The organism is Pseudomonas sp. AC463 (genome assembly GCF_979253585.1).
Window position 1 is genome coordinate 54,802 of record NZ_CEEDDZ010000027.1, and the last position, 22,394, is coordinate 77,195.

A 22,394-nucleotide genomic window follows, 5' to 3' on the forward strand; every position below is an offset into this window, starting at 1 on the left:
GCGGCCACCCGCTAAACGTCGCGCATCAGCAGGCCGAAACGCAGGTCCATCGCGGCCGGCACGCGCACATAAACGGTGTGGCCGTCGCCCGGCGCCACTTCGATGGCTGCGTCCTTGGCGTTGTGCAGGCTGGCCAGGTCAAAGTGGAAATTGCCGGCGGGCGTCATCAATTCCAAGTGATTGCCCACCGCAAAGCGGTTCTTCACCTTGACCTCGGCCAACTCGCCGCGCCGCTCGCCCGTCAGCTCGCCGACAAACTGCTGGCGCTGCGAGACCGAGCTGCCGTTCTGGTAGTTCTGGTATTCGTCGTGCACATGGCGCCTTAGGAAACCTTCGGTGTAGCCGCGCTGGGCGAGGGATTCGAGGTCGGTCATCAAGCCTTTATCAAAGGCGCGACCGGCCACCGCATCATCGATTGCCTGGCGATACACCTGGGTGGTGCGCGCGCAGTAGAAGTGCGACTTGGTGCGGCCTTCGATCTTCAGCGAATGCACACCCATGCGGGCCAGGCGCTCCACGTGCTGCACGGCGCGCAGGTCCTTGGCGTTCATGATGTAGGTGCCGTGCTCGTCCTCGAAGGCGGGCATCTGCTCGTCGGGGCGGTTGGCTTCCTGCAACAGGAATACCTGGTCGGTCGGCGTGCCGATGCCCAGTGTCGGCTCACACGTCTGGACGATATCCCCGGTGGCGTTTTCCTGCGCCGGCGTGGCCTGGTATTTCCAGCGACAGGCGTTGGTGCAACTGCCCTGGTTGGCGTCGCGCTTGTTCATATAGCCCGACAGCAGGCAGCGCCCGGAATACGCCATGCACAAGGCGCCGTGCACAAACACTTCCAGCTCCATGGCCGGCACCTGCTGGCGGATTTCGTCGATTTCTTCCAGCGACAGTTCCCGCGACAGGATCACCCGGCCAATCCCTTGCTGCTGCCAGAACTCCACGCTGGCCCAGTTCACCGTATTGGCCTGCACCGACAAGTGAATCGGCATCTGCGGGAAGTGTCGGCGCGCCAGCATGATCAGCCCCGGGTCGGACATGATCAGCGCATCCGGGCCCATGGCGATCACCGGCGCCAGGTCCTTGAGGAAGGTTTTCAGCTTGGCGTTGTGCGGCGCGATGTTCACCACCACGTAAAAACGCTTGCCCTGGGCATGGGCCTCGTCGATGCCGAGGGCCAGGTGGGCGTGGTCGAACTCATTGTTGCGCACGCGCAGGCTGTAGCGCGGCTGGCCGGCGTAGACCGCATCGGCGCCGTAGGCGAAGGCGTAGCGCATGTTTTTCAGGGTGCCGGCGGGGGCGAGCAATTCGGGGGCTTGGATGGGCGGCATCGGGTCGGGTCGCAAAAGGTCGCGAGCGTAAAGCACTGCGCCCAAGGCTTTATTGATCTGGGTCTACGCTTACCGCAACAAAGATGGCACTCCCAGGCTTTGCAGCGGACTAAGCACCTGGACGCAAATGCGCGTCCGGCTTTTTTGACATGGACCGGACATGAATCAAACCAACCTGCAATTCAAAACCCTGCTGTTGCTGCTGGGCCTGGTGACCGTCGCGTTTATCTGGATATTGCTGCCGTTCTACGGCGCGGTGTTCTGGGCGGTGATCCTCGGCATCATCTTTGCCCCGCTGCAGCGTCGCCTGCAGCAGCGCTTTGGCTGGAACCGCAACCTCACGTCCCTGAGCACTTTGACGGTGTGCCTGGTGATCGCGATTCTGCCGGTGATCATCACCAGCGCCTTGCTGGTGCAGGAGGGCGCCACGCTCTACAAGAACGTCGAGAGCGGCAAGCTGGATGTGGCCGGGTATATCGAGCAGTTCAAGAATTTCCTGCCGCCGTACTTCCAGCACCTGCTGGACCGCTTCGGCATGGGCAACCTGGAAGGGCTGCGGGAAAAGATCGTCAAGAGCGCAATGCAGGGCAGCCAGTTCTTTGCGTCCCAGGCGTTCAGCTTCGGCCAGGGCACGTTTGATTTCCTGGTGAGCTTTTTCATCATGCTGTATCTGCTGTTTTTCCTGCTGCGCGACGGCCCCGAGCTGGTGCGCAGGGTGCGCACGGCGGTGCCGCTGGCCGAGCCGCAGAAGCGTCGCCTGCAACTCAAGTTCAATCGGGTGGTGCGTGCCACGGTCAAGGGCAACGTGCTGGTGGCCGTGACCCAGGGTGCGCTGGGCGGTTTGATCTTCTGGTTTCTGGACATTCCCAGTGCGTTGCTCTGGGCGGTGTTGATGGCATTTCTGTCGCTGTTGCCGGCGGTGGGCGCAGGCATTGTGTGGGGGCCGGTGGCCGCCTACTTCCTGTTGAGCGGTTCGATCTGGCAGGGCGTGGTGCTGGGGTTGTTCGGCGTGTTTGTGATCGGCCTGGTGGACAACGTGCTACGCCCGATCCTAGTGGGCAAGGACACCAAAATGCCGGACTACCTGATTTTGATCTCGACCCTCGGCGGCCTATCGGTGTTTGGCCTCAACGGGTTTGTGATCGGCCCCCTGGTGGCGGCGCTGTTCATGTCCAGCTGGGCGCTGTTTGTCGAAAGCAAGCCGCGGGTCAAGCTGCCATTGCCGTGACGGTCAGGCGTGCAGCTTGAAGTTCGAGGCCTGTTGCAGTTGTTGTTCAGCGGCGGACAAGGATGTGAGCGGGCCGCTGATGGCTTCGCCGTCGCGTACCAGGTACCAGCAGGCGAGCAAACCCGACTCCCGAAGACGGGCGGGGACGGCGCTGCCGATGACGGACATGATTTGAACAGTGGGCATAAGAACCTCCAATCGCAATGGAGGTCACCTTACGGCGTCGGGCGATGTAGGAAAAATCACCTGTCTCGATAGTCGACATCGATGAGAGGTGTCAGTCCACCACTTGATCGAGCATGCTCACTACTTCCTGCTCACTGAGCAGGCCCTTGCGCACCAGGTTTTCCGCGAGCAAGGCGAGGAATTTGGCGCTGCGGTGGCCTTCCAGGTGCTTGAGTTCCGTGAGGGCGCTGTACACCTTGCTGGACGTACAGAGGCCAGCGGTGCGGTGGGGGTTTTGCGTGGGCATGGTCAGTCGTCCTTGTTGTTATTGGGTGGACAGGCTCGAGAGTGGGCGTGTGTCGTGACGCAAACATGACAGCGCAAGCCCGGTTTGAGCAAGTAGACATTGGTGTCAATCATGTGCGATTTGGCCTCGGTCATTGTCCTCAGAGCGACATTGGCACTCTGAAACCGGACTTTGCGCGCAAAAAAAGGCCCCGCGTGTAAGCGAGGCCTGTTCCAGACGCAGGAATTGCCGATTACCAGCCGCGGCCATAATAGCCGTGGGGAGGGCCGTAGTAGCCACGCGGTGGGCCGTAATAGACGGGCGCCGGGCGGTAATACACCTGCTGCTGCACATACACAGGCGGTGGCGGTGCGTAGTAGACCGGCGGCGGGGCGGCATACACCGGTTGCGGCTGCACATACACCGGTTGCTGCACATAGACCTCGCGGGGTTGGCTGGCAACCACGGAGCCCACCACGGCGGCGCCGACTAACGCACCCAAGACAGCCGGGCCACCCCATCCACCACCGTGGGCGGAGGCTTGGCCGGCCATAGCGAGTGCACCGATAAGCAAGGCGATCTTGGGGATTTTACGAATCATGGTCATTCCTCGGTTAGCCCCTGCGCTTGTGGTCTGCAATCAATAGACTCAAGTAATGTCGCGGGGATACTTTTAAGACAACGTATTTCTGAAAAACAGCACGGCCGCTAGGTAAAGGTTGTGTAAGGTCTGTACCGATTTGCTTACTCAAAGGAGTTTTCCATGCAGATGCACCCCAACAAGGACACCCAACTGTGCATGTCACTGTCGGCGCGCCCTGGAAACTTTGGCCTGCGATTTCATAACCACCTGTATGAACAGCTGGGTCTGAACTTCTACTATAAGGCCTTCAGCAGCCGGGATTTGCCCGGCGCGATAGGTGGTATCCGTGCGTTGGGCGTGCGCGGTTGTGGGGTGTCCATGCCCTTCAAGGAAGCCGCGATTGCCTTGGTGGACGAACTCGACGCGTCGGTTCAAGCCATCGACTCGCTGAACACCATCGTCAATACCGACGGCCACCTCAAGGCCTACAACACCGATTACATCGCCGTTGAGCAACTGCTTAAAAAGCACGCCGTGCCCAGGGAATCGACCTTTGCCCTGCATGGCAGCGGCGGCATGGCCAAGGCCGTGGCCAGCGCCTTGCGCGATGGCGGTTACACCAATGGCGTGATCGTGGCGCGCAACGAAGCGGCGGGCCGGGCGCTGGCGCGCAACCTGGGCTATGAGTGGCAGGCACAGCTTGGGGATTTACGCCCGCAGATGCTGATCAACGTGACCCCCATCGGCATGACCGGCGGCGCCGAGGCGGATGCACTGGCGTTCGAGGCGGATGCAGTGGATAACGCGCAGACTGTCTTCGATGTGGTGGCGATTCCCGCCGAAACACCGCTGATCGTGCGTGGGCGTGCCCAAGGCAAGCGGGTGATTACCGGTTTGGAAGTGATCGCGATTCAGGCATTGGAGCAGTTTGTGCTTTATACCGGAGTGCGGCCGACGCAAGAGCAGTTTGAGGCAGCAGTCGCCTTTGCCCGAAGCTGACCAGGGCGCCACCTGATCCATCTGGATTAGGTGGCGCTGACTGAGGGGATTGTGCTGCATCGGGACTTAACGGTTTGATTCGCTTAAGGCGAGTATTTCAGCAGCGGCGCAAGTCGTGTTCAGAGTTTCCTCAACTGGCGCAAAGCGCGTCCTGAAGTGGAATCATGGCTTGGCTTGGCGAAGTACCAGTTGCGACAGGCGGGTCTTAACCCGGAAGCAGAACTCACGAATTTGAAATTGATAAGCCGGCAGCACCATATAGTTGATATCGGAACTAATGGAATCTTTAATCTGCATGTATTTACCGGTCTTGCTGGCAATCGCCTGGTATTCCGCTTCGTATTTAGCGTAAGAGGCTTTGTTGTAGATCTTTAATACATCCAGCTCTTTACGGCACTGCTCAGCGCGGTTTTCGTTCAAGTTTGTTTCGGATTCTGGCTGAGCGGCGTCCGATGAGGCATGGGTTTGGGCGTTAGCATTGGCGTTCGCAGGTGCAGCCTCATAGCGCACGGTGTAAGGCGCAGCCGGCTCTGCTGGTGTGGGATGTGCAACCTCAGCAGGTGATTGCTGGACGACTGCAGGCGGTGGAGTTTCTTTGGGTTTTTCTGGAGTTTTCGAAGCGCATCCCGAGAGGGCAAGTCCTGCCAGTACAACAACGCCACACATTTTATTCATCAGTTCCACCAAAGATTTAATTATGAACGGCTGAGTCGTTACGGTCTGGGCAAAGGTAAAAACACATTCACCGATGGGGTGTAAATTTTCTACCAGCCTCAAGGCGCTCAGCCTCTCTTCCCTGAGTGCGCAGGTGGACGATAATAGTAAAAAAATACCGGGCTGACGAGTAAAAGCTCGCCAGAAACACCACAAATTTAATGGGATAGTTACTGTGGGGGGACGCCTGAGAGAGCGGGGTAACAGGTTATCGATCTGTGACGGGTGCACCGCTATCGGGGGCAAGCCCCCTCCCACATTTGAACGGTGTTATGCCTGTTCCAACTGGGACAGGCGCTCTTCCAATGCGGCAATCCGGGCTTCCAGTTCTTCAATACGCTCGACGGAAACCGCTGTGCCACGCTCCACGGGAGTACCTCGCGCCGAAATAATCGCCTCGATATCCGCCGGATCGCCCAACGCATGGGTATAACGATCTTCCCGCTGCCCGGCCTGACGCGGCACCAGCAGCGCCAGCCCGCGTGCGATCAGGCGTTCGAGCTGATGCACGACCTGCTCGGCATCTTCAAAATCATGCATGCGCCCGCTGCGGGTCAGCAGTTCATTGACGGTTTGCGGCCCGCGCAAAAACAGCAGCCCGGTCAGGATCACCTGGGCCGGCACCAGCTCCAGCGCCTTGTCCACGCGATGCTCCCAGCGGTCGGCGCGGCTGCCCATTACCAGGCGGGTGAAGCCTTGGCCTTCGAGCGCACGCAGGCTCTGGCCGACCTGGCCCTGGCTGAGGTTCATCACCGGTTCGCGGCTGGTCTTCTGGTTGCAGGCCAGCACCAGGGCGTTGAGGGTCAGGGGATAGGTTTCCGGGTTGGTCGCCTGTTTTTCGATCAGGCAGCCCAGGAGGCGGATTTCCGTGCTGTTCAGGCGCGGCTCAGGGGTGTCGGTGTCGTGCTCGGCGGTCATCGCGCGTTCCCTATGCAGTGAAGGCCTTAGCGTAAGCCCGAAAAAATAAAAGACAAGCAGCGGGCGTGTCTATAATCGCCGCTGGTTCAAACCGTGCCCTAACCATGAGACTGCCATGACTATTTCCCTGTACGCCGCTTCCATCCCAGTCTTCAAGCAAATGCTCAGCGCCCTGAGCGATGTGCTGAACAAAGCCGAAGCCCACGCCACCGCCAAGAACATCGAGCCCAACGCCCTGCTGCAAGCGCGCCTGTTCCCGGACATGTTCCAGCTGGTGCGCCAGGTGCAGATCGCCGTCGACTTCGCCAAGGGCGTTTCCGCGCGCCTGGCCGAGATCGAAGTGCCGAAATACGAAGACAGCGAAGTGACCTTCGCCGACCTGCAAGCACTGATCGCCAAGGTCCTGGCATTCGTCGACACCATCAAGCCCGAGCAAGTCGACGGCAAGGAAGGCATCGAGATCATCACCCGCCCAGGCACCCCGAAAGAGAAGCGCTTCAGCGGCCAGTCCTACCTGCTGACCTACGGCCTGCCGCAGTTCTTCTTCCACGTCACCACCGCGTACGCCTTGCTGCGCCATAACGGTGTGGAAGTGGGCAAGCGTGATTACATGGGCGCTTTCTAAGCACCCGGATACAAAAAAGCCCGGGGGTGTTCACTGAAGAACGCCCCCGGGCTTTTTTGTGTCCGGCTTTTAAGCTGGCTGCTCTTCCTTACCCAGGCATGCGGCCGCAGTAAACAGCACATCGGTGGACGAATTTAACGCAGTCTCCGCCGAATCCTGCAGCACGCCGATGATGAAGCCGACAGCCACCACCTGCATGGCAATTTCACTCGGAATCCCAAACAGGCTGCACGCCAGCGGGATCAGCAGCAGCGAGCCGCCGGCCACACCCGACGCGCCACAGGCACAAATGGCCGCGACCACACTGAGCAGCACCGCCGTGGGCAGGTCGACGGCAATGCCCAGGGTATGCACGGCCGCCAGGGTCAGCACGGTGATGGTGATCGCGGCGCCGGCCATATTGATAGTGGCACCCAGCGGGATCGATACCGAGTAGGTGTCTTCATGCAGGCCCAGGCGTTTGCTCAACGCCAGGTTCACCGGGATGTTGGCCGCCGAACTGCGAGTGAAGAACGCGGTGATACCGCTTTCGCGCAGGCACAGCAGCACCAGCGGGTACGGGTTGCGGCGCAGTTTCCAGAATACGATGGCCGGGTTGATCACCAGTGCCACGAACAGCATGCAGCCGATCAGCACCAGCAGCAGGTGCGCGTAGCCGAGCAGGGCGCCAAAACCGGAAGTGGCCAGGGTGGATGCCACCAGGCCAAAGATCCCCAGCGGCGCAAAGCGGATCACCACGCGTACGATCAGCGTCACGCCGTTGGACAGGTCATCCAGCACCGTGCGGGTGGTTTCGCCGGCATGGCGAATGGCAATCCCCATGCCGATGGCCCAGGCCAGAATACCGATGAAGTTGGCATTCATCAGTGCGCTCACCGGGTTGTCCACCACGCTCAGCAGCAGGCTTTGCAGGACCTCGCCGATGCCGCCGGGCGCGCTGACGGTGGCGTCATGGGTGGCGAGTACCAGCGAGGAGGGGAACCACATGCTGGCAATCACCGCGACCACGGCGGCGGCGAAGGTGCCCAGCAGGTACAGGAACAGGATCGGCTTGATATGGGTTTCCTGGCCGTGTTTATGGTTGGCGATCGACGCCATCACCAGCACAAACACCAGGATCGGCGCCACGGCCTTGAGCGCGGCGACAAACACCTTGCCGATAAACCCGGTGGCCTTGGCGGCCTCGGGCAGCAGCAAGGCCAGCAGGATACCGGCGATCAGGCCGATGACGATTTGGGTGACCAGGCTGACGCGCATAAGTCGTTGCAGAGGGGAGGGGGCAGCAGTCATAAACACTTGTCTCTAATTTTTTTGGTAGGGCGCAGCAATGCAGGCGGAAAGCTCCGTAGGAAGCAGGTCGCGGAGTCTAGCATGCTGCTCGAAGGCTCCCGCCCGGTGCGGCATTGCGTCACCCGTGCCGGCTGGGTTTGGCCAAATCCGGACATGTTCTGTTAAGATTCTGCCCTCTCATCTTTCCTCTCTGTCAGCGGGCCCTTCGGGCTGTCGTTGATGTCGTTGTTTCTGGAGTTTTCATGCTGTTTCCCATCCTGCTGCTGTCGGCCGCCGGCTTTACCGTGCTGACCACAGAGTTCGTTATTGTCGGGCTGCTGCCGTCCATCGCTCGAGACTTGAACGTCAGTGTGTCCCAAGCCGGGCTGCTGGTGACGCTGTTCGCGTTTACCGTGGCGGCCTTCGGGCCTTTTCTTACGGCGTACTTCGCACGTTTCCCACGCAAACGCCTGTTTATCAGCATTCTCATTATGTTTGGCGTGGCCAATACCGTGGCGGCCCTGGCGCCGAATATCTGGGTGATGGCTGTCGCCCGGTTGATCCCCGCGCTGGGCCTGCCGGTGTTCTGGGCCCTGGCCAGTGAAACCGCGGTGGATATCGTGGGCCCCGAATACGCCGGGCGCGCCATTGAAAAAATCGGCTTCGGCATCGTGTGCGCCACGGTGTTCGGCATCCCGGTGGGCACGCTGATTTCGGATATGTTCGGCTGGCGCACCGCGTTTGCCATCCTCGCGGTGGTGGCGCTGGCCAAGGCGTTGCTGCTGTTTATCTACCTGCCGGTGACCCAACCGAAAAATGATCAGGTCACCCTGCGTTCGCAGTTCAAAATCCTGCGTAATCCGCTGATGCAGGGTCATATCCTGCTGTCGATCCTGGTGTTCAGCGGCATGTTCACCGCCTACACCTACCTGGCGGACATCCTTGAGCGCCTGGCCGGCTTCGACGGCACGCTGGTGGGCTGGTGCCTGATGGGCTTCGGCGCGGTGGGCTTGCTCGGCAACTCCCTCGGCGGGCGCGCGGTGGACCGCCACCCGTTGATCGCATCCATGGTGTTCTGCGGCTTCATGATCGCGGGCATGGTCGCGCTGGTGCCGGCGATTCACTCCACCATCGGCCTGGCAGCGGCGATGGCCGTGTGGGGGGTGACCCAGGCGGCACTGTTCCTGGTCAGCCACGTGCGGCTGATGAAGGCCGCGCCCCATGCGCCGGCGTTCGCGGCGTCGCTGAACATCGCCGGGGCCAACCTGGGGATTGGCCTGGGCGCATTGGTCGGTGGGCATGTGATCGACACCTTCGGCCTGGGTAGCCTGGGTTTTGCCGCGTCCGGGTTTATCCTGGTGTCGATCCTGCTGGCACTGTGGTTGATGACCGCCAAGCAACCAGCCTTTACGGCAGGGCGGTAAACAGCTCGCGTCGGGCACCTTCGGTAATCGCCACGATGCCGGGGTGCTTGACCTTGCGCTCTACCGAGATCGCATAGAACGACTCGGTGACCGCATCGGTCTGGCCGATCAGCGCCACACCGTACTGGCGCACCACCTCTTCGGCGATCACGCTGGGGGCGATGAAAATCCCGCTGCCGGATTGCCCGAAGGCCTGCATCAGGGCGCTGTCGTCGAACTCACCAATGATTTTGGGTTGGATCTGCTGCTCGGCAAACCAACGCTGCAAACGGCTGCGCACCACGGTTTCGGCGCCGGGGATCAACAGCGGCGCGCCATGCAGGCACTGTGGGAAGTCGCCGCCGTAGCGGTCAGCCAATGCCTGGGTGGCGAAAAAGCTGATGCCACATTCCCCGAGTTTCTGGCTGTAGCCCTTGATGTCCAGGTGCGTGGGCATGGGGCTGTCGGAAATCACCAAGTCCAGGCGCTGGATCGCCAAGTCAGCCAATAACCGTTCGAGTTTGTCTTCACGGCAGGTGATGCGGATCGGCTCGCTGAGCTCCATGGTCGGCGCGATCAGCCGGTAAACGATGGACTTGGGCACCACATCCGCGACCCCGACCCGAAACACGATCTGCTGTTCGTTGGGCTGCGCGCGTAACATCGCTTCCAGTTCATTGCCGGTCTGGAACATCTGCTCGGCGTAGGGCAGGGCCTGGCGCCCGGCTTCGGTCAATTCCAGCTGACGACCGACGCGCTGAAACAAAGCGATGCCATAGGTGTGTTCCAACAGGCTGATCTGCCCGCTGATGGTCTGGGGCGTGAGGTTCAGTTGCTCACAGGCGCGCACGATGCTGCCGGTCTTGGCCACGACCCAGAAGTAGTGCAGTTGTCGATAATTGAGCACGGCGGTCTACACTTCGTAAAAATCGAAGTATACGCGAGAAAAATACGAATTTTCCTGAACTGTTCGCCTGCATAGAATGCCTCGCTATCGCGGGGCCACTATTTGGACCCAATGGTTCTAACGAGGAATACATCATGAAACTCAATTCTCTCGGCGCGGCGTCGTTGCTTGCGCTTTCATTGGTGATGATCAGCGGTTGTGATCAGGTCGAAAAAAGCGCCCAACAGGTGCTGGGCAAAGCCACCGAATCGGCCAAGCAGGCGATCGACGACACCCACAAGGCCGCCGAGCAGGCGTTGAGTGAAGCGACAAACGGCTTGATCAGTCCTGAAAAGCAGGAAGACGAGCAGGAAGAATCGAACAGTAACAAAGAAGCCTAATTTCCCAGTACAACGTCAGGACTGACCTATGGATTACCTTTTACAACTGGCCGCCAGCCCCACCGCCTGGGTGGCTCTGGCCACCTTGATCGTGATGGAAATCGTGCTGGGCATCGATAACCTGATCTTCATCTCGATCCTCACCAACAAGCTGCCCGAGCAGCATCGGGCCAAGGCCCGGCGCATCGGTATCAGCATGGCGTTGATCCTGCGTCTTGGCCTGTTGAGCACCATCGCATTTATCGTGCAACTGACCGCGCCGGTGTTCGAGGTGCTGGGCCAGGCGTTTTCGTGGAAGGACATGATCCTGATCGCCGGTGGCCTGTTCCTGGTGTGGAAGGCCACCACCGAGATCCACCACAGCATGGACCCGGAGCCGGAAGAGAAGGCCAGCGTCGGCAACACCGTGGCCATCGGTTTTGCCGCCGCCATCGGGCAGATCCTGTTGCTTGACCTGGTGTTCTCCATCGACAGCATCATTACCGCCGTGGGCATGACCGAGCACTTGCCGATTATGATCATTGCCGTGGTGACCTCGGTGATCGTGATGCTGGTAGCGGCCGAGCCGCTGGCCAAGTTCATCAACGACAACCCGACCGTGGTGATGCTGGCCCTGGGCTTCCTGATCATGATCGGCATGACGCTGATCGCCGAAGGCTTCGGCGCCCATGTGCCGAAAGGCTATGTGTACGCGGCCATGGCCTTCTCGGCGGCGATCGAGTGCCTGAACATCGCCCGGCGTAACCGCCACAAGCGTTTGCTCGCTGCCCGCCAGTAAGCGCTGAAACAAACAAGCCGGCTGGGTTCACAAGAGCCCAGCCGGCTTTTTGCTGTCTGTTAGAATCCGCGCACTTGATAGCTTGAGGTCCACCATGAACGAGCCGATTCGCCTTACCCAATACAGCCACGGCGCGGGTTGCGGCTGCAAGATCTCGCCCCAGGTGCTGGAAGTTATCCTCGCCGGCAGCGGCGCGCAGAACCTCGACCCCAACCTGTGGGTGGGCAACGCCTCCCGCGACGACGCGGCGGTGTACGCCATCGACGACGAGCGCGGGGTGGTCTCCACCACTGACTTTTTCATGCCGATTGTCGATGACCCCTTCGACTTTGGCCGCATCGCCGCCACCAATGCCATCAGCGACATTTACGCCATGGGCGGCGACCCGCTGATGGCCATCGCCATTCTGGGCTGGCCGGTGAACGTGCTGGCGCCGGAAGTGGCCCGCGAAGTGATCCGTGGCGGCCGCTCGGTGTGCGACGAAGCCGGTATCCCCCTGGCGGGCGGGCACTCCATCGACGCTCCCGAGCCAATCTTCGGCCTGGCAGTGACCGGCATCGTGCAAAAGCGCCATATGAAGCGCAACGACACCGCCACCGTCGGCTGCCAGCTGTACCTGACCAAACCCTTGGGCATCGGCATCCTCACCACCGCCGAAAAGAAAGGCAAGCTGCGCGAGGCGGATATCGGCCTGGCGCGTGACTGGATGTGCACGCTCAACAAGCCGGGCAGCCGTTTCGGCAAGTTGGCAGGGGTGACGGCGATGACTGATGTCACCGGTTTCGGCCTGCTGGGCCACCTGGTGGAAATGGCCGACGGCAGCGGCGTAACGGCCCGCATCGAATACGCCAAAGTCCCACGCCTGCCAGGGATCGAAGACTACCTGGACCAGGGCTGCATGCCCGGCGGCACCTTGCGTAACTTCGACAGCTACTCAAGCAAAGTCGGGCGCCTGCAAGAGCTGCACAAGCGCGTGCTGTGCGACCCGCAGACCAGCGGTGGCCTGTTGATTGCCGTGACGCCTGAGGGCGACGCCGAATTCCACGCGGTGGCCGCCGAGCTGGGCCTGAGCCTGGAGCCGATCGGCGCGCTGGTTGAGCGACAGACCCACGCGGTAGAGGTGTTTTGATGGCAACTGACATCACCGACTACCGCAGTATCTTCCTCAACGACCGGCCGATGATGGATACCCGCGCGCCGGTCGAATTCGCCAAAGGCGCCTTCCCGGGCGTCATCAACCTGCCGCTGATGACCGACGCCGAGCGCCAGCACGTCGGCACCTGCTACAAGCAGCAGGGCCAGCAGGCGGCCATTGTGCTGGGGCATGAGCTGGTGTCCGGCGCGATCAAGGCGGATCGCATCGCGCAGTGGGCGCAGTTTGCCCAGGCCAACCCCGAGGGTTACCTGTATTGCTTTCGCGGCGGGCTGCGCTCGCAGATCGTGCAGCAATGGCTGAAGACCGAAGCCGGTATCGATTACCCGCGCGTTGGCGGTGGTTACAAGGCCATGCGCACATTCCTGGTGGACACCATCGAGCAGGCCACGGCCCAGTGTGATTTCGTGTTGCTTGGCGGCATGACCGGCACTGGCAAGACCGAAGTCCTCGGCCAGCTGCGCAATGCCCTGGACCTGGAAGGCCACGCCAACCACCGCGGCTCCAGCTTCGGCAAACGTGCGACCACGCAGCCGTCCAACATCGACTTCGAAAACCGCTTGGCGGTGGACCTGCTGAAAAAACGCGCGGCCGGCCTCGAGCAGTTCGTGGTCGAGGACGAAAGCCGCATGATCGGCAGTTGCGCGCTGCCGTTGCCGCTGCACCGGGGCATGCAAGCCTTTCCGATGGTATGGCTGGAAGACAGCGTTGAAGGGCGCGTCGAGCGGATCCTGCGTGATTACGTGGTGGATCTGTGCGCAGAATTTATCGCGGTGTTCGGCGAGCGGGGCCAGGCGCTGTTTGCCGAGCGTCTGACCCAAAGCCTCGCCAATATCCACAAGCGCCTGGGTGGCGAACGCTTCCAGCGCTTGCAGGCGATCATGCAGGACGCCCTGGCGGAACAGGCGCGCAGCGGCGCCGTGGACTTGCACCGTGGCTGGATCGAGGGGTTGTTGCGCGAGTATTACGACCCGATGTACGCCTTCCAGCGTGAAAGCAAAGGCGCACGGATCGAGTTTTCGGGGGACCAAGGCGCGGTGGTGGATTACCTGCGCGAAAGGGTGGGGTGACCTTTCGGGCGCCATCGCAAGCAAGCCAGCTCGCACATTTGAATGTATGTACAAATCAAAATGTGGGAGGGGGCTTGCCCCCGATGAGGCCCTAAGCGCTACCCAAACCTAAAGAATCACCGCCCCGATCAGTCCACACACCACCCCGACCAGCATGGTCAACCCGGCCACCGTCACCAGCACCCGCGTATCGAAATCCTTGCGCAGCATCAACAGCGACGGCAGGCTCACGCTCGGCAGGGTCATCAGCAGGGCCACGGCCGGGCCGGTGCCCATGCCCAGGGTCATCATGGTTTGTACGATGGGAATCTCTGCCGCTGTAGGAATCACGAACAGCGTGCCGACAATCGCCAACGGCACCAACCACACCAGGCTGTTGGCCATCGCGCCGTCCACATGGGGGAACAGCCACACCCGTGCCGCGCCCAACACCAGCACCGCCAGGATATACACCGGGATGGTGCTCCAGAACAATTGCCACAGGGTGCGTAACCAGCGGCTCAGGAAGGGTTGCGACTCCACAGTGCTGACGTCTGCAACCGCCTCCAGCGCCGCTTCCGGCACCTGTTCCGGCCGAGCAATGCGCTGCGCCACCAGGGACACGCCCACCACCAGCACGATACCCGCCACCAGCCGCAAGGCGGTAAAGCCCCAGCCCAGCACAAAGCCCATGAACACCAGCGTCGCCGGGTTCAGCACCGGGTTGGCGATCCAGAACGCCAGCGCCGCGCCCACCGACACCTGCTGGCGGCGCATACCCGCCGCCACCGGTGCGGCGCAGCAACTGCACATCATCCCCGGCAGGGCGAACAGCCCGCCGCGCAGGGTCGACCCCAGGCCGGCACGGCCAAACAGGCGCAGCAACCAGTCGCGGGGGATCAACACCTGCAGCAGCGAACCGAGAATCACCGCCAGCACGGCGGCCTTCCAGATCGCCAGGAAATACACCTGGGCATACGCCAGTGCCGCCGCCAGGGGCGAGCTTTGCTGATCATTGAGAATCGAGGCGCCGATGCTGTGGTTATCGGCGGCCACAAAGGCCTTGAGGTAGTAGGGCGACCACTTCACGTAGTAAAGGCCGACACAGGCGACCAGCAGGAACAGCGCAGGTTTCCACCAGAAGGACCAGCCCCGATTGGGCTGGGTGGAGGTGAGGTTGGGCATGGTGATGATCCGCAGATGAGTCAATAGCGGCGCATCATACGCCCTCAGCTGTCAGCACTCACCTGCGTGGGTTCCGGACAGGTTTCTTCGCCGTTGTTCAGGCCTTGCTTGTAGTTGCGGCTGAGCAGCGAGGCCTTGCCGTTATGCCAGGTCAACGTCAGTACATACAGGGTGTCGTAGTCGCTGCCGGACCAGTCGTCGGTGATGGTGTGTTTTTCGCCCGACGCTTCGCTGGCCACCTTGTTGATCAACTCCGGCAGGTAGCCATGGGACCAGGCGGTGTAGATGGTGGCGTTGTGGTACTTGTCCTCGACCAGTTCGTCGGCGAGGGCGCTGGTGTCATTCGCCGAGAACTTGATGTTCACCGGCAGGCCCAATTTGATGGCGCTGGGGCTGATGGTCATCAACGGCCGAATGTAGCTGTAGGAATTGTCCAGCTCGCCTTCCTCGACATTGCGCGTCGGGTTTGCGGCGAACACGAAGTCGGCCTTGCCGAATTTTTCCGGCAATACCGTGGCGAGGTTCATGGCACGGTTGAGGCCCTGGCAATTGAGCTGGCCCAGGCCGCCGAGGGGTTTTTCGCCGTGGCGCAGGAATACCAGGGTTTGCACGCCGTCCACTTGCTCGGCACGGCTGGTGCGCGACTCCAGGGTCAGGCCGATGGCGCCGCCAACCAGCAATAGCGGCAACATGATGTATGAATAGCGTTTCAGGCGCCGCACAAGGCACAGAGGAGGCTTGATGGTCATTGGGTGTCGAGTCTTCGGTGCATCGAGTTAAGGCGGACAAGCCCGGCCCCAGTACGCATCCGGCGTGCTGCGGTTGTTCCCTGTCGATATAGCGAGGTGCCTCCATTCACCGTAACTGCGCAACTAAGAGTCTACGCGGGCTTATTGGTTCGCCTGCGCAGGACAATAGCCCGCCGATGTTGCGCATTGATGAACCATGCAGGACGCGAGGCAGATGACTATGATGGGGGCTTTCTGCCGAGGGACTTCCCGATGAACCCAATCGCCGCCTTCCCGATCAACACCAAATGGCCCGCCCAGCATCCCGAGCGCCTGCAACTCTACTCGCTGCCCACGCCCAACGGGGTAAAGGTTTCGATCATGCTCGAGGAACTGGGCCTGCCTTACGAGGCGCACAAGGTCAGTTTCGACACCCAGGACCAGTTGTCGCCCGAGTTTCTGTCCCTGAACCCGAACAACAAAATCCCCGCCATCATCGACCCCGACGGCCCGGCCGGCCAGCCTTTAGCGCTGTTTGAGTCGGGTGCGATCCTCATCTACCTGGCGGAAAAAACCAGCCAGTTGCTCTCTGAAGATCCTGCGACACGTTATGAAACCATTCAGTGGCTGATGTTCCAGATGGGCGGCATCGGCCCGATGTTCGGCCAGCTGGGGTTCTTCAACAAATTCGCCGGCAAGGCCTACGAGGACAAACGCCCCCGCGACCGCTATGCCGCCGAGTCCAGACGCCTGCTCGATGTGCTGGAAAAACGCCTGCTGGGCCGCACCTGGATCATGGGCGACGAGTACAGCATCGCGGATATCGCCACCTTCCCGTGGATTCGCAACTTGATCGGCTTCTACGAATCCGGCGACATCGTCGGCATTGCCGACTTCCCTAACGTGCTGCGCGCGCTGGACGGCTTTGTCGCCCGGCCGGCGGTGATCCGTGGCCTGAATATTCCGAGCTGACGCATGCCGACTTTTGATTTCAAGCAACTGGACGTGTTCAGCCCGGTGCCGCTCAAGGGCAACCCGCTGGCGGTGGTGCTGGGCGCTGACAGCTTCAGTGAGCGGCAGATGGCGGATTTCGCCCGCTGGACCAACCTCAGTGAAACCACGTTTTTACTCACGCCCCGCGATCCGCGGGCTGACTACCGGGTGCGAATTTTCACCACCCTCAAGGAGCTGCCATTCGCCGGGCACCCCACCCTGGGCAGTTGCCATGCCTGGCTGCAGGCCGGCGGTGTGCCCAAAGGCGAAGAGATCCTTCAGGAATGTGAAATCGGCCTGGTGCGCATCCGCCGCCAGGGTGACGAACTGGCCTTTATCGCGCCGCCGTTGCTGCGCTCCGGTGCCGTGGACGCGGCATTGCTGGAGCGCGTGCGCCTGGGCTTGGGCCTGGAGCCGGGGGCGATTGTACGCAGCCAGTGGGTGGACAACGGCGCAGGTTGGTTGGCATTGATGCTGGCCGAGCGCAATCAGGTGCTGGCGTTGCAGCCGGATTACTCGCAGCTGCTGGGGCTGGCCGTGGGCGTGATCGCCCCCTGCGACCCCGCGCGTGACGAGGTGGAAACGCAGTTTGAAGTGCGTGCCTTTGTCGCAGGCGACGGCGCCCAGGAAGACCCGGCCACCGGCAGCTTGAACGCCGGTGTTGCGCAATGGTTGCTGGGCGAGGGCCTCGCGCCTGAACGCTACGTAGTCAGCCAGGGCACGGCCATGGGGCGTGCGGGGCGTATCAGCGTCGAGCGCCAGGGCGATGAAATCTGGGTCGGTGGCGCCGTTGCGGTGTGCATCGAAGGGCGCCTGCAGCTCTAGATCAATAAATTGTTACGGCCCGCGCAATACACTGTTGGCCCCTTGGCGTTTGTAATGCCGGGGCCAAGGGGCATAAGCTTTCGCTCCAAAGTTTTCCCTCTTTTTCAGGACAGCCATGACCAGCCAGTTTCCCCAAGCCCGCCCACGCCGCCTGCGCCGCTCCCCGGAGCTGCGTGGCCTGTTCCAGGAAACCGAGTTCACCCTCAACGACCTGGTGTTGCCGATTTTTGTCGAAGAAGAAATCGACGACTTCGTGCCGATCACCAGCATGCCCGGCGTGCAGCGTATCCCCGAGAAGAAACTGGCCAGCGAGATCGAGCGTTTTGCCCGCGCCGGCATCAAGTCGGTGATGACCTTTGGCGTGTCCCACCACCTGGATGCCAACGGCAGCGACACCTGGAAGGAGCGCGGCCTGGTGTCGCGCATGTCCTCGATCATCAAGGACGCGGTGCCGGAAATGATCGTGATGTCCGACACCTGCTTCTGCGAATACACCGACCACGGCCACTGCGGCGTGATGCACGGCGCGCATGTCGATAATGACGTGACCCTGGTCAACCTCGGCAAGCAAGCCGTCGCGGCTGCCCGCGCCGGTGCGGATGTGATTGCACCGTCCGCGGCGATGGACGGGCAGGTCCAGGCGATCCGCCGCGCCCTGGATGACGCCGGCTTCACCCATATCCCGATCATGGCCTACTCGACCAAGTTCGCCTCGGCCCTCTATGGCCCGTTCCGAGAAGCCGGCGGCAGCGCGCTCAAGGGCGACCGCAAAAGCTACCAGATGAACCCGATGAACCGCCGCGAAGCCGTGCGCGAATCGCTGCTGGACGAACAGGAAGGCGCCGATGCGCTGATGGTCAAGCCGGCCGGTGCTTACCTCGACATCATCCGCGACATCCGCGAGGCGTCGCGCCTGCCGGTGGCGGCGTACCAGGTGAGTGGCGAGTACGCGATGATCAAGTTCGGCGCCCAGGCGGGTGCTATTGATGAAGATCGGGTGGTGCGTGAAACCCTGGGTTCGATCAAGCGCGCGGGTGCGGACCTGATCTTCACCTACTTTGCGATGGACCTGGCGTTGGCGGGTATTTGATGTGGGCGGGCGTGCTTTTCGGTTGGAAAAGCACGCCCACTTCAGAAGTTGATACTGCGCGCTATATCCTTAAGTTTTATAAAGCGGCGGCATGTCAGGCTCTCATCCACGCTCTGCAGGTCGTGCAGAAATCGGGTGTTCAACTGATCCATTTCCGGGTCGTTGAAGCCATACCAGGTGTCGTATAAATGCCCCGAGCCGCGGGGCGGGCCGAAGTACATTTCAAAGCACAGGCGATTGCGCAATGTATCGCCAAAGGTCACCAACTTTCTTCGGTTGATGGGCGGCATCGTCTTGCTGGTCGGCGCGGGTACGCGCAGCCGCAAGGCAAATGCATTCTGCTGGTAATGGCCCATGGCACCGTGATCGGCCGAGTGGGCGACGGTCACGTCCCAGATAAATGAGGCGATCACCCTGGCCAAGGTATCTCCTTCGCGTATGCGTTGATGATCGGGGAAACCGGTGACCCAGGCCGCAATGGCATTGCTCCAGTAAGTGATTGCCGGATCGTCAATGTCTATTCGCGCAACTACCGTGCTCACGAAATCCAAAATGACCTTGTAATAACTACGAAGAAATTCATCGAAATCTGACCAGACTTTTTCCGGCGCCAAGAGGTATGTATATGGCGGATAACAGGTGTTACCCGCGATACCGGAAAACGCATCGGTCATATGCCCGGTCCAGCCGCGACCGTCTTCGATAATCGGAATATTTCCCCAGCCCGGGTACGGCGTGTACGGCAGGAACTGGTTGTTGTGCGCGACGGAGTAGGGCAGTAGCGAAACGGCCTGGTTGATCGCCAGTTGGATCCGCGTATGCGGGGCGATCAGCTTGAACAACAAATGCTGTTGGGGCAGTGCGGTCAAGCTGATTGCGCTGATGGCGTCCATCGGGAAATGTACCCGTGGGTGAGTCACCAGGGTGATCACGCACAGGGCACCTTGAAATACAAAATACTTGGCAAGCTCCCAGGCGTTTTTTTCGTCAGGGGTTAAGACCAGGCCGTTTATCTTGATCGCCAGCGCGGTCCCCGAGTGATCGGGCTCACGTTTGAACAGGGTCAAGCTGGGGGCCGAGTAGACACCGTGCAGCGGATCGACGCGATTCATGCTCAGCGTGTCGATCTTCAAATACTTGGGTTCGCCCTCGCTATCCAACAAATCATCGGGGTTGAGCAACCCGGGGAACTCAGCAACGTCCTGCAGCCCAACTGGCGTCAGCAATTTGCTGAGCGTGCCATAAAACAGTTGTTCTACGAATAACCGGTCGGGCACCGGCTGCAGTTTGTGATCACCCGCAAGCATCTTGAGGATTATCTTGAGGCGACCGGACTTCAGGGTTTTGAGGTAGTGGGACACGACATTGAGGCGGAAATCCTCCAACTGGGCCTTGGGGACTTTTTTAATCATGGCGGGCAGTTCGGGGACTAGCGTATTGGTTTTAGGCCAAGGGCCGTCGTGGCCATATAGATAGTCACTGGCGGTATAGCCTTGAAGCGGTCCTGCCCACTCTGTGTAGAGCTCTGCTGACATAAATCCCCCCTTTCTGGAGAGAGTGAAGGCCGGTAGGCGTGTGGATGTCAGCTAATCAATTAAGAAAAGCGGGCGCAACTGTAAGAGTTGACAGGTTTTATTTTGGTGGTTTTGTGGTATGCGGTTTTGGATGGCGTTGGTGAGGGGTTATCGGAGGGGCTAGTCGAATTTTTCATAATCTTGTGCGCCTAATGATGCCAGCCATTTTTTGAAAAAGTCAGTCTGATCTTGTGGGTTGTTTGTAAGGTTGTGGTCTTCGTAATCGAATATATGAACGATATCTTTTTCGGTAGCTTGTTTGCCTAAAGTCATTTCGTATGCAACAAGTCCGGCGCTCATTTGAGACGCCATGCGTGAAGGCCTTACATTTATTTTAGCGCCTTTGCATAAAAAAGTTATGTGTGGGAATTCGGATCTTATTTTTGCAAAGCAAAAATAAATGTCCCTTCCTTCATAAATTTTTTTAAAGTTTTCAGCTTCTGAAAACATCATTTCTATTTTTGCTGCATCGTATTTTACAGTGCCCTCTATTTGTTCATTGTTAACTAACATGCTTATTTTTTTTGTTTCCATTTCTATTTCCTGTTCGGGTTTGGGATTGAGTAGCCTACATAGCTTCCGTCGGACCTTACAGGAGTGGCACCTAAGATGTCCGTCGTACTGATTTTATGATGAATAGCAAACTCCTGTTCTTTTGGGTAAGGTGTTTGTTTTCCTAGTTCCATATTTATATCATGGCCCTCAATGCTTTTAAGAGTGTATAGGTAGCCTTTTTTCGATCCGTAGCTGGTAGCAAAAGTTATCCCCACTGAACGAGATGGCGATGTGCTAATTAAGTTGCTTGGCGGATCGCGTTGGGCTGTGCAGCAGCCTCAAGCCCGGTACCGCCAATCTACCTGAAACACCGCACCTTCCTGACTGGGGCCGCTTCGCGACCCAACGCGAGCAAGCTCGCTCGCTACAGGGGCGAGGTGTCAGTGAGGTAGATGGCGGACTTACCATGTTGATTGGTCTTCGAGGCTGGCTTTTTGGAGGTCGTCTTTCCACACCTCCTTGGCTAAACGATAAATGTCGGCGAAGAAGCCTCGGGGGTCGGCTATTTGTGTTTCGTCCCAAGCCATAGTTATGTATTTGTCGTAATCGCTTTCGAATTCTTTAGCAAAGTCGAAGTTGGGGCTGTCTAGCACGTCTTTGAGTGCAGACATCAACACAAAGCGGTGCCTGTATGAAAGATACATGAGATCTTTCAGGATAAAAGACGTTATAATTTTTTCCCTGTCTTTTTCATTATTAGGGTCGTATTTCCATAGTTTTTCCCCAGTTGTATCCTCAAGGTCATATATAGATAATGCTCCTAATATATGAGAAATTTTAGGGGCGTAAGGAGTGTTCATAAAAGGGCATTTCAACATTGTTTACTCACTTAGGAAATGCGGTAAATGGTCGAGTCGGGTTATTTTTATCAAGCCTGATTTCCGCTTTGTCCATTCTCTCAGTATACTTAGGGTTGTTTATGTCCCTGCTGTTAGGTTTGTAACCTCGTCCGGAGTCGGGTAATTCAATCACAACTACGGGGTTACCGTTCGTGTCAAAACTTGTCGGAGATTGCGAATTGCCCTGCATTCTACCCATCGCTTTATTTACAGCGTGAAGCTGCATTTTCCAAGATTTAAATTGTGAACTCGAGTTGATTGGTCCTCTGCGCCCCGTGGTTGGATTTGTTCCGTCTATGGCTCGTTGTTTCAGCGCCCTATCTAGTATTTCTGGGCCGTGCTTTTCAACCGCGTGCATGTCGTATTCTTGTTCCCAACCCATCACCTTTCGTTTTGCATTTGCCTCTGTCAGTTCATCTATTCTTGCCTGTCGTTCAGTTCGAGCGAGTTGAGGTAAGGCTGGTGACCCTTCATCAACGCTTGGTTTCGGATGGGCTTGAGTCGCGTTAGCTTCACATCTGTCACCAGGGCAAGAGTTCAACCCCAGCGGATCCACCCACCCCGTAGGGTTAGGCACGTACTGGTACGCGTTAATCCCACCCGCCAGCTTCACCGGGTCTGGCGTCAGGTAACGACCAATATCTGGATTGTAGTAGCGATGGCGGTTGTAGTGCAGCCCGCTTTCCGGGTCGAAGTATTGGCCCTGGAAACGCAGTGGGTTGTCGACTTTGCCTACGTCTAGGCGTGCTATTTCGCCGTAGGCGCGGTAATGAGCGGACCAGACGATTTCGCCGTCGGGCGTTGTCAGTTCCTGGGGCGTGCC

At 59.5% G+C, this 22,394-nt stretch carries 25 protein-coding genes and 1 pseudogene; 11 read left to right on the top strand and 15 right to left on the bottom strand.

The window, feature by feature from the left end:
- Positions 1 to 11: 11 nt before the first annotated feature.
- Positions 12 to 1,325 carry a prephenate-dependent tRNA uridine(34) hydroxylase TrhP gene (trhP, locus tag AC0IYH_RS26275; RefSeq protein WP_471836967.1) on the bottom strand — a complete coding sequence of 438 codons (1,314 nt, stop codon included), beginning with the start codon at positions 1,323 to 1,325 and terminating at the stop codon, positions 12 to 14.
- A gap of 160 nt (positions 1,326 to 1,485) precedes the next feature.
- Between trhP and AC0IYH_RS26280 the strand changes: the two genes are divergently transcribed.
- Positions 1,486 to 2,553: an AI-2E family transporter gene (locus AC0IYH_RS26280; protein ID WP_471836969.1), complete on the top strand. Its 1,068-nt coding sequence runs from the start codon at positions 1,486 to 1,488 to the stop codon at positions 2,551 to 2,553.
- 3 nt (positions 2,554 to 2,556) lie between these two features.
- Here the strand turns inward: AC0IYH_RS26280 and AC0IYH_RS26285 are convergent, their stop codons facing one another.
- The 3 genes from AC0IYH_RS26285 to AC0IYH_RS26295 form a co-directional block, all read right to left on the bottom strand.
- Positions 2,557 to 2,739: a hypothetical protein gene (locus AC0IYH_RS26285; RefSeq protein ID WP_122772799.1), complete on the bottom strand. Its 183-nt coding sequence runs from the start codon at positions 2,737 to 2,739 to the stop codon at positions 2,557 to 2,559.
- A 91-nt stretch (positions 2,740 to 2,830) separates the two neighbouring features.
- Positions 2,831 to 3,025, bottom strand: a complete 195-nt coding sequence (locus AC0IYH_RS26290) for a hypothetical protein (protein ID WP_034137721.1) — start codon at positions 3,023 to 3,025, stop codon at positions 2,831 to 2,833.
- Between the two features lie 232 nt (positions 3,026 to 3,257).
- On the bottom strand, positions 3,258 to 3,611 hold the full coding sequence (locus AC0IYH_RS26295; protein WP_065907126.1) for a hypothetical protein: 354 nt from the start codon (positions 3,609 to 3,611) through the stop codon (positions 3,258 to 3,260).
- 156 nt (positions 3,612 to 3,767) lie between these two features.
- Between AC0IYH_RS26295 and AC0IYH_RS26300 the strand changes: the two genes are divergently transcribed.
- On the top strand, positions 3,768 to 4,586 hold the full coding sequence (locus AC0IYH_RS26300) for a shikimate 5-dehydrogenase (RefSeq protein ID WP_116630512.1): 819 nt from the start codon (positions 3,768 to 3,770) through the stop codon (positions 4,584 to 4,586).
- 162 nt (positions 4,587 to 4,748) lie between these two features.
- On the opposite strand, the gene AC0IYH_RS26305 is transcribed toward AC0IYH_RS26300, so the two are convergent.
- Together AC0IYH_RS26305 and AC0IYH_RS26310 are read right to left on the bottom strand one after the other, a co-directional pair.
- Complete coding sequence (locus AC0IYH_RS26305) at positions 4,749 to 5,363, bottom strand: hypothetical protein (protein WP_471836972.1); 615 nt, start codon at positions 5,361 to 5,363, stop codon at positions 4,749 to 4,751.
- 207 nt (positions 5,364 to 5,570) lie between these two features.
- On the bottom strand, positions 5,571 to 6,218 hold the full coding sequence (locus AC0IYH_RS26310) for a DUF480 domain-containing protein (RefSeq protein WP_116630510.1): 648 nt from the start codon (positions 6,216 to 6,218) through the stop codon (positions 5,571 to 5,573).
- Between the two features lie 115 nt (positions 6,219 to 6,333).
- Between AC0IYH_RS26310 and AC0IYH_RS26315 the strand changes: the two genes are divergently transcribed.
- Positions 6,334 to 6,843: a DUF1993 domain-containing protein gene (locus AC0IYH_RS26315; protein ID WP_116630509.1), complete on the top strand. Its 510-nt coding sequence runs from the start codon at positions 6,334 to 6,336 to the stop codon at positions 6,841 to 6,843.
- A gap of 69 nt (positions 6,844 to 6,912) precedes the next feature.
- Here the strand turns inward: AC0IYH_RS26315 and sstT are convergent, their stop codons facing one another.
- A complete protein-coding gene (sstT, locus tag AC0IYH_RS26320; protein WP_116630508.1) occupies positions 6,913 to 8,133 on the bottom strand; it encodes a serine/threonine transporter SstT in 1,221 nt (406 codons plus the stop codon).
- 242 nt (positions 8,134 to 8,375) lie between these two features.
- Between sstT and AC0IYH_RS26325 the strand changes: the two genes are divergently transcribed.
- A complete protein-coding gene (locus AC0IYH_RS26325; protein WP_116630507.1) occupies positions 8,376 to 9,536 on the top strand; it encodes an MFS transporter in 1,161 nt (386 codons plus the stop codon).
- On the opposite strand, the gene nhaR is transcribed toward AC0IYH_RS26325, so the two are convergent.
- On the bottom strand, positions 9,520 to 10,422 hold the full coding sequence (gene nhaR, locus AC0IYH_RS26330; RefSeq protein ID WP_122772797.1) for a transcriptional activator NhaR: 903 nt from the start codon (positions 10,420 to 10,422) through the stop codon (positions 9,520 to 9,522). The two genes, AC0IYH_RS26325 and nhaR, sit on opposite strands and share 17 nt — an antisense overlap.
- A gap of 134 nt (positions 10,423 to 10,556) precedes the next feature.
- Between nhaR and AC0IYH_RS26335 the strand changes: the two genes are divergently transcribed.
- The 4 genes from AC0IYH_RS26335 to mnmH all read left to right on the top strand — a co-directional run bounded on the left by AC0IYH_RS26335 (position 10,557) and on the right by mnmH (position 13,803).
- The gene (locus tag AC0IYH_RS26335; RefSeq protein WP_116630505.1) at positions 10,557 to 10,802 is read left to right on the top strand and encodes a hypothetical protein; all 246 of its coding nucleotides are present in this window, start codon (positions 10,557 to 10,559) and stop codon (positions 10,800 to 10,802) included.
- Positions 10,803 to 10,830: 28 nt separating this feature from the next.
- Positions 10,831 to 11,580 (top strand): TerC family protein, encoded by a 750-nt coding sequence (locus tag AC0IYH_RS26340; RefSeq protein WP_032886672.1) that lies wholly within the window; start codon positions 10,831 to 10,833, stop codon positions 11,578 to 11,580.
- A 94-nt stretch (positions 11,581 to 11,674) separates the two neighbouring features.
- Positions 11,675 to 12,709, top strand: coding sequence for a selenide, water dikinase SelD (selD, locus tag AC0IYH_RS26345; RefSeq protein WP_471836976.1), 1,035 nt, complete (start codon positions 11,675 to 11,677; stop codon positions 12,707 to 12,709).
- A complete protein-coding gene (gene mnmH, locus AC0IYH_RS26350; RefSeq protein WP_471836978.1) occupies positions 12,709 to 13,803 on the top strand; it encodes a tRNA 2-selenouridine(34) synthase MnmH in 1,095 nt (364 codons plus the stop codon). Before selD ends, mnmH begins: the two co-directional genes overlap by 1 nt.
- Positions 13,804 to 13,911: 108 nt before the next feature.
- On the opposite strand, the gene AC0IYH_RS26355 is transcribed toward mnmH, so the two are convergent.
- A complete protein-coding gene (locus AC0IYH_RS26355; RefSeq protein ID WP_116630573.1) occupies positions 13,912 to 14,967 on the bottom strand; it encodes a permease in 1,056 nt (351 codons plus the stop codon).
- 44 nt (positions 14,968 to 15,011) lie between these two features.
- Positions 15,012 to 15,716, bottom strand: a complete 705-nt coding sequence (locus AC0IYH_RS26360; RefSeq protein WP_471836980.1) for a histidine phosphatase family protein — start codon at positions 15,714 to 15,716, stop codon at positions 15,012 to 15,014.
- Positions 15,717 to 15,968: 252 nt separating this feature from the next.
- Here AC0IYH_RS26360 and AC0IYH_RS26365 point away from each other — a divergent pair, with 252 nt between their 5' ends.
- The 3 genes from AC0IYH_RS26365 (at position 15,969) to hemB (ending at position 18,603) form a co-directional block, all read left to right on the top strand.
- The gene (locus AC0IYH_RS26365) at positions 15,969 to 16,667 is read left to right on the top strand and encodes a glutathione S-transferase N-terminal domain-containing protein (RefSeq protein WP_116630501.1); all 699 of its coding nucleotides are present in this window, start codon (positions 15,969 to 15,971) and stop codon (positions 16,665 to 16,667) included.
- 3 nt (positions 16,668 to 16,670) lie between these two features.
- Positions 16,671 to 17,513, top strand: coding sequence for a PhzF family phenazine biosynthesis protein (locus tag AC0IYH_RS26370; RefSeq protein ID WP_471836982.1), 843 nt, complete (start codon positions 16,671 to 16,673; stop codon positions 17,511 to 17,513).
- Between the two features lie 115 nt (positions 17,514 to 17,628).
- Positions 17,629 to 18,603, top strand: a complete 975-nt coding sequence (gene hemB / locus AC0IYH_RS26375) for a porphobilinogen synthase (RefSeq protein WP_122772793.1) — start codon at positions 17,629 to 17,631, stop codon at positions 18,601 to 18,603.
- Between the two features lie 41 nt (positions 18,604 to 18,644).
- Here the strand turns inward: hemB and AC0IYH_RS26380 are convergent, their stop codons facing one another.
- The 5 genes and pseudogenes from AC0IYH_RS26380 to AC0IYH_RS26400 all read right to left on the bottom strand — a co-directional run.
- On the bottom strand, positions 18,645 to 20,138 hold the full coding sequence (locus AC0IYH_RS26380; RefSeq protein WP_471836984.1) for a hypothetical protein: 1,494 nt from the start codon (positions 20,136 to 20,138) through the stop codon (positions 18,645 to 18,647).
- Positions 20,139 to 20,297: 159 nt separating this feature from the next.
- Positions 20,298 to 20,711 carry a hypothetical protein gene (locus tag AC0IYH_RS26385; protein ID WP_471836986.1) on the bottom strand — a complete coding sequence of 138 codons (414 nt, stop codon included), beginning with the start codon at positions 20,709 to 20,711 and terminating at the stop codon, positions 20,298 to 20,300.
- A gap of 2 nt (positions 20,712 to 20,713) precedes the next feature.
- Positions 20,714 to 20,980 (bottom strand): annotated as a pseudogene (locus AC0IYH_RS26390) (scabin-related ADP-ribosyltransferase); the annotation flags it as partial.
- A 153-nt stretch (positions 20,981 to 21,133) separates the two neighbouring features.
- Positions 21,134 to 21,532, bottom strand: coding sequence for a hypothetical protein (locus AC0IYH_RS26395; RefSeq protein WP_471836988.1), 399 nt, complete (start codon positions 21,530 to 21,532; stop codon positions 21,134 to 21,136).
- A 25-nt stretch (positions 21,533 to 21,557) separates the two neighbouring features.
- On the bottom strand, positions 21,558 to 22,394 hold an 837-nt coding region (locus AC0IYH_RS26400), incomplete at its 5' end, for an RHS repeat domain-containing protein (RefSeq protein WP_471836990.1).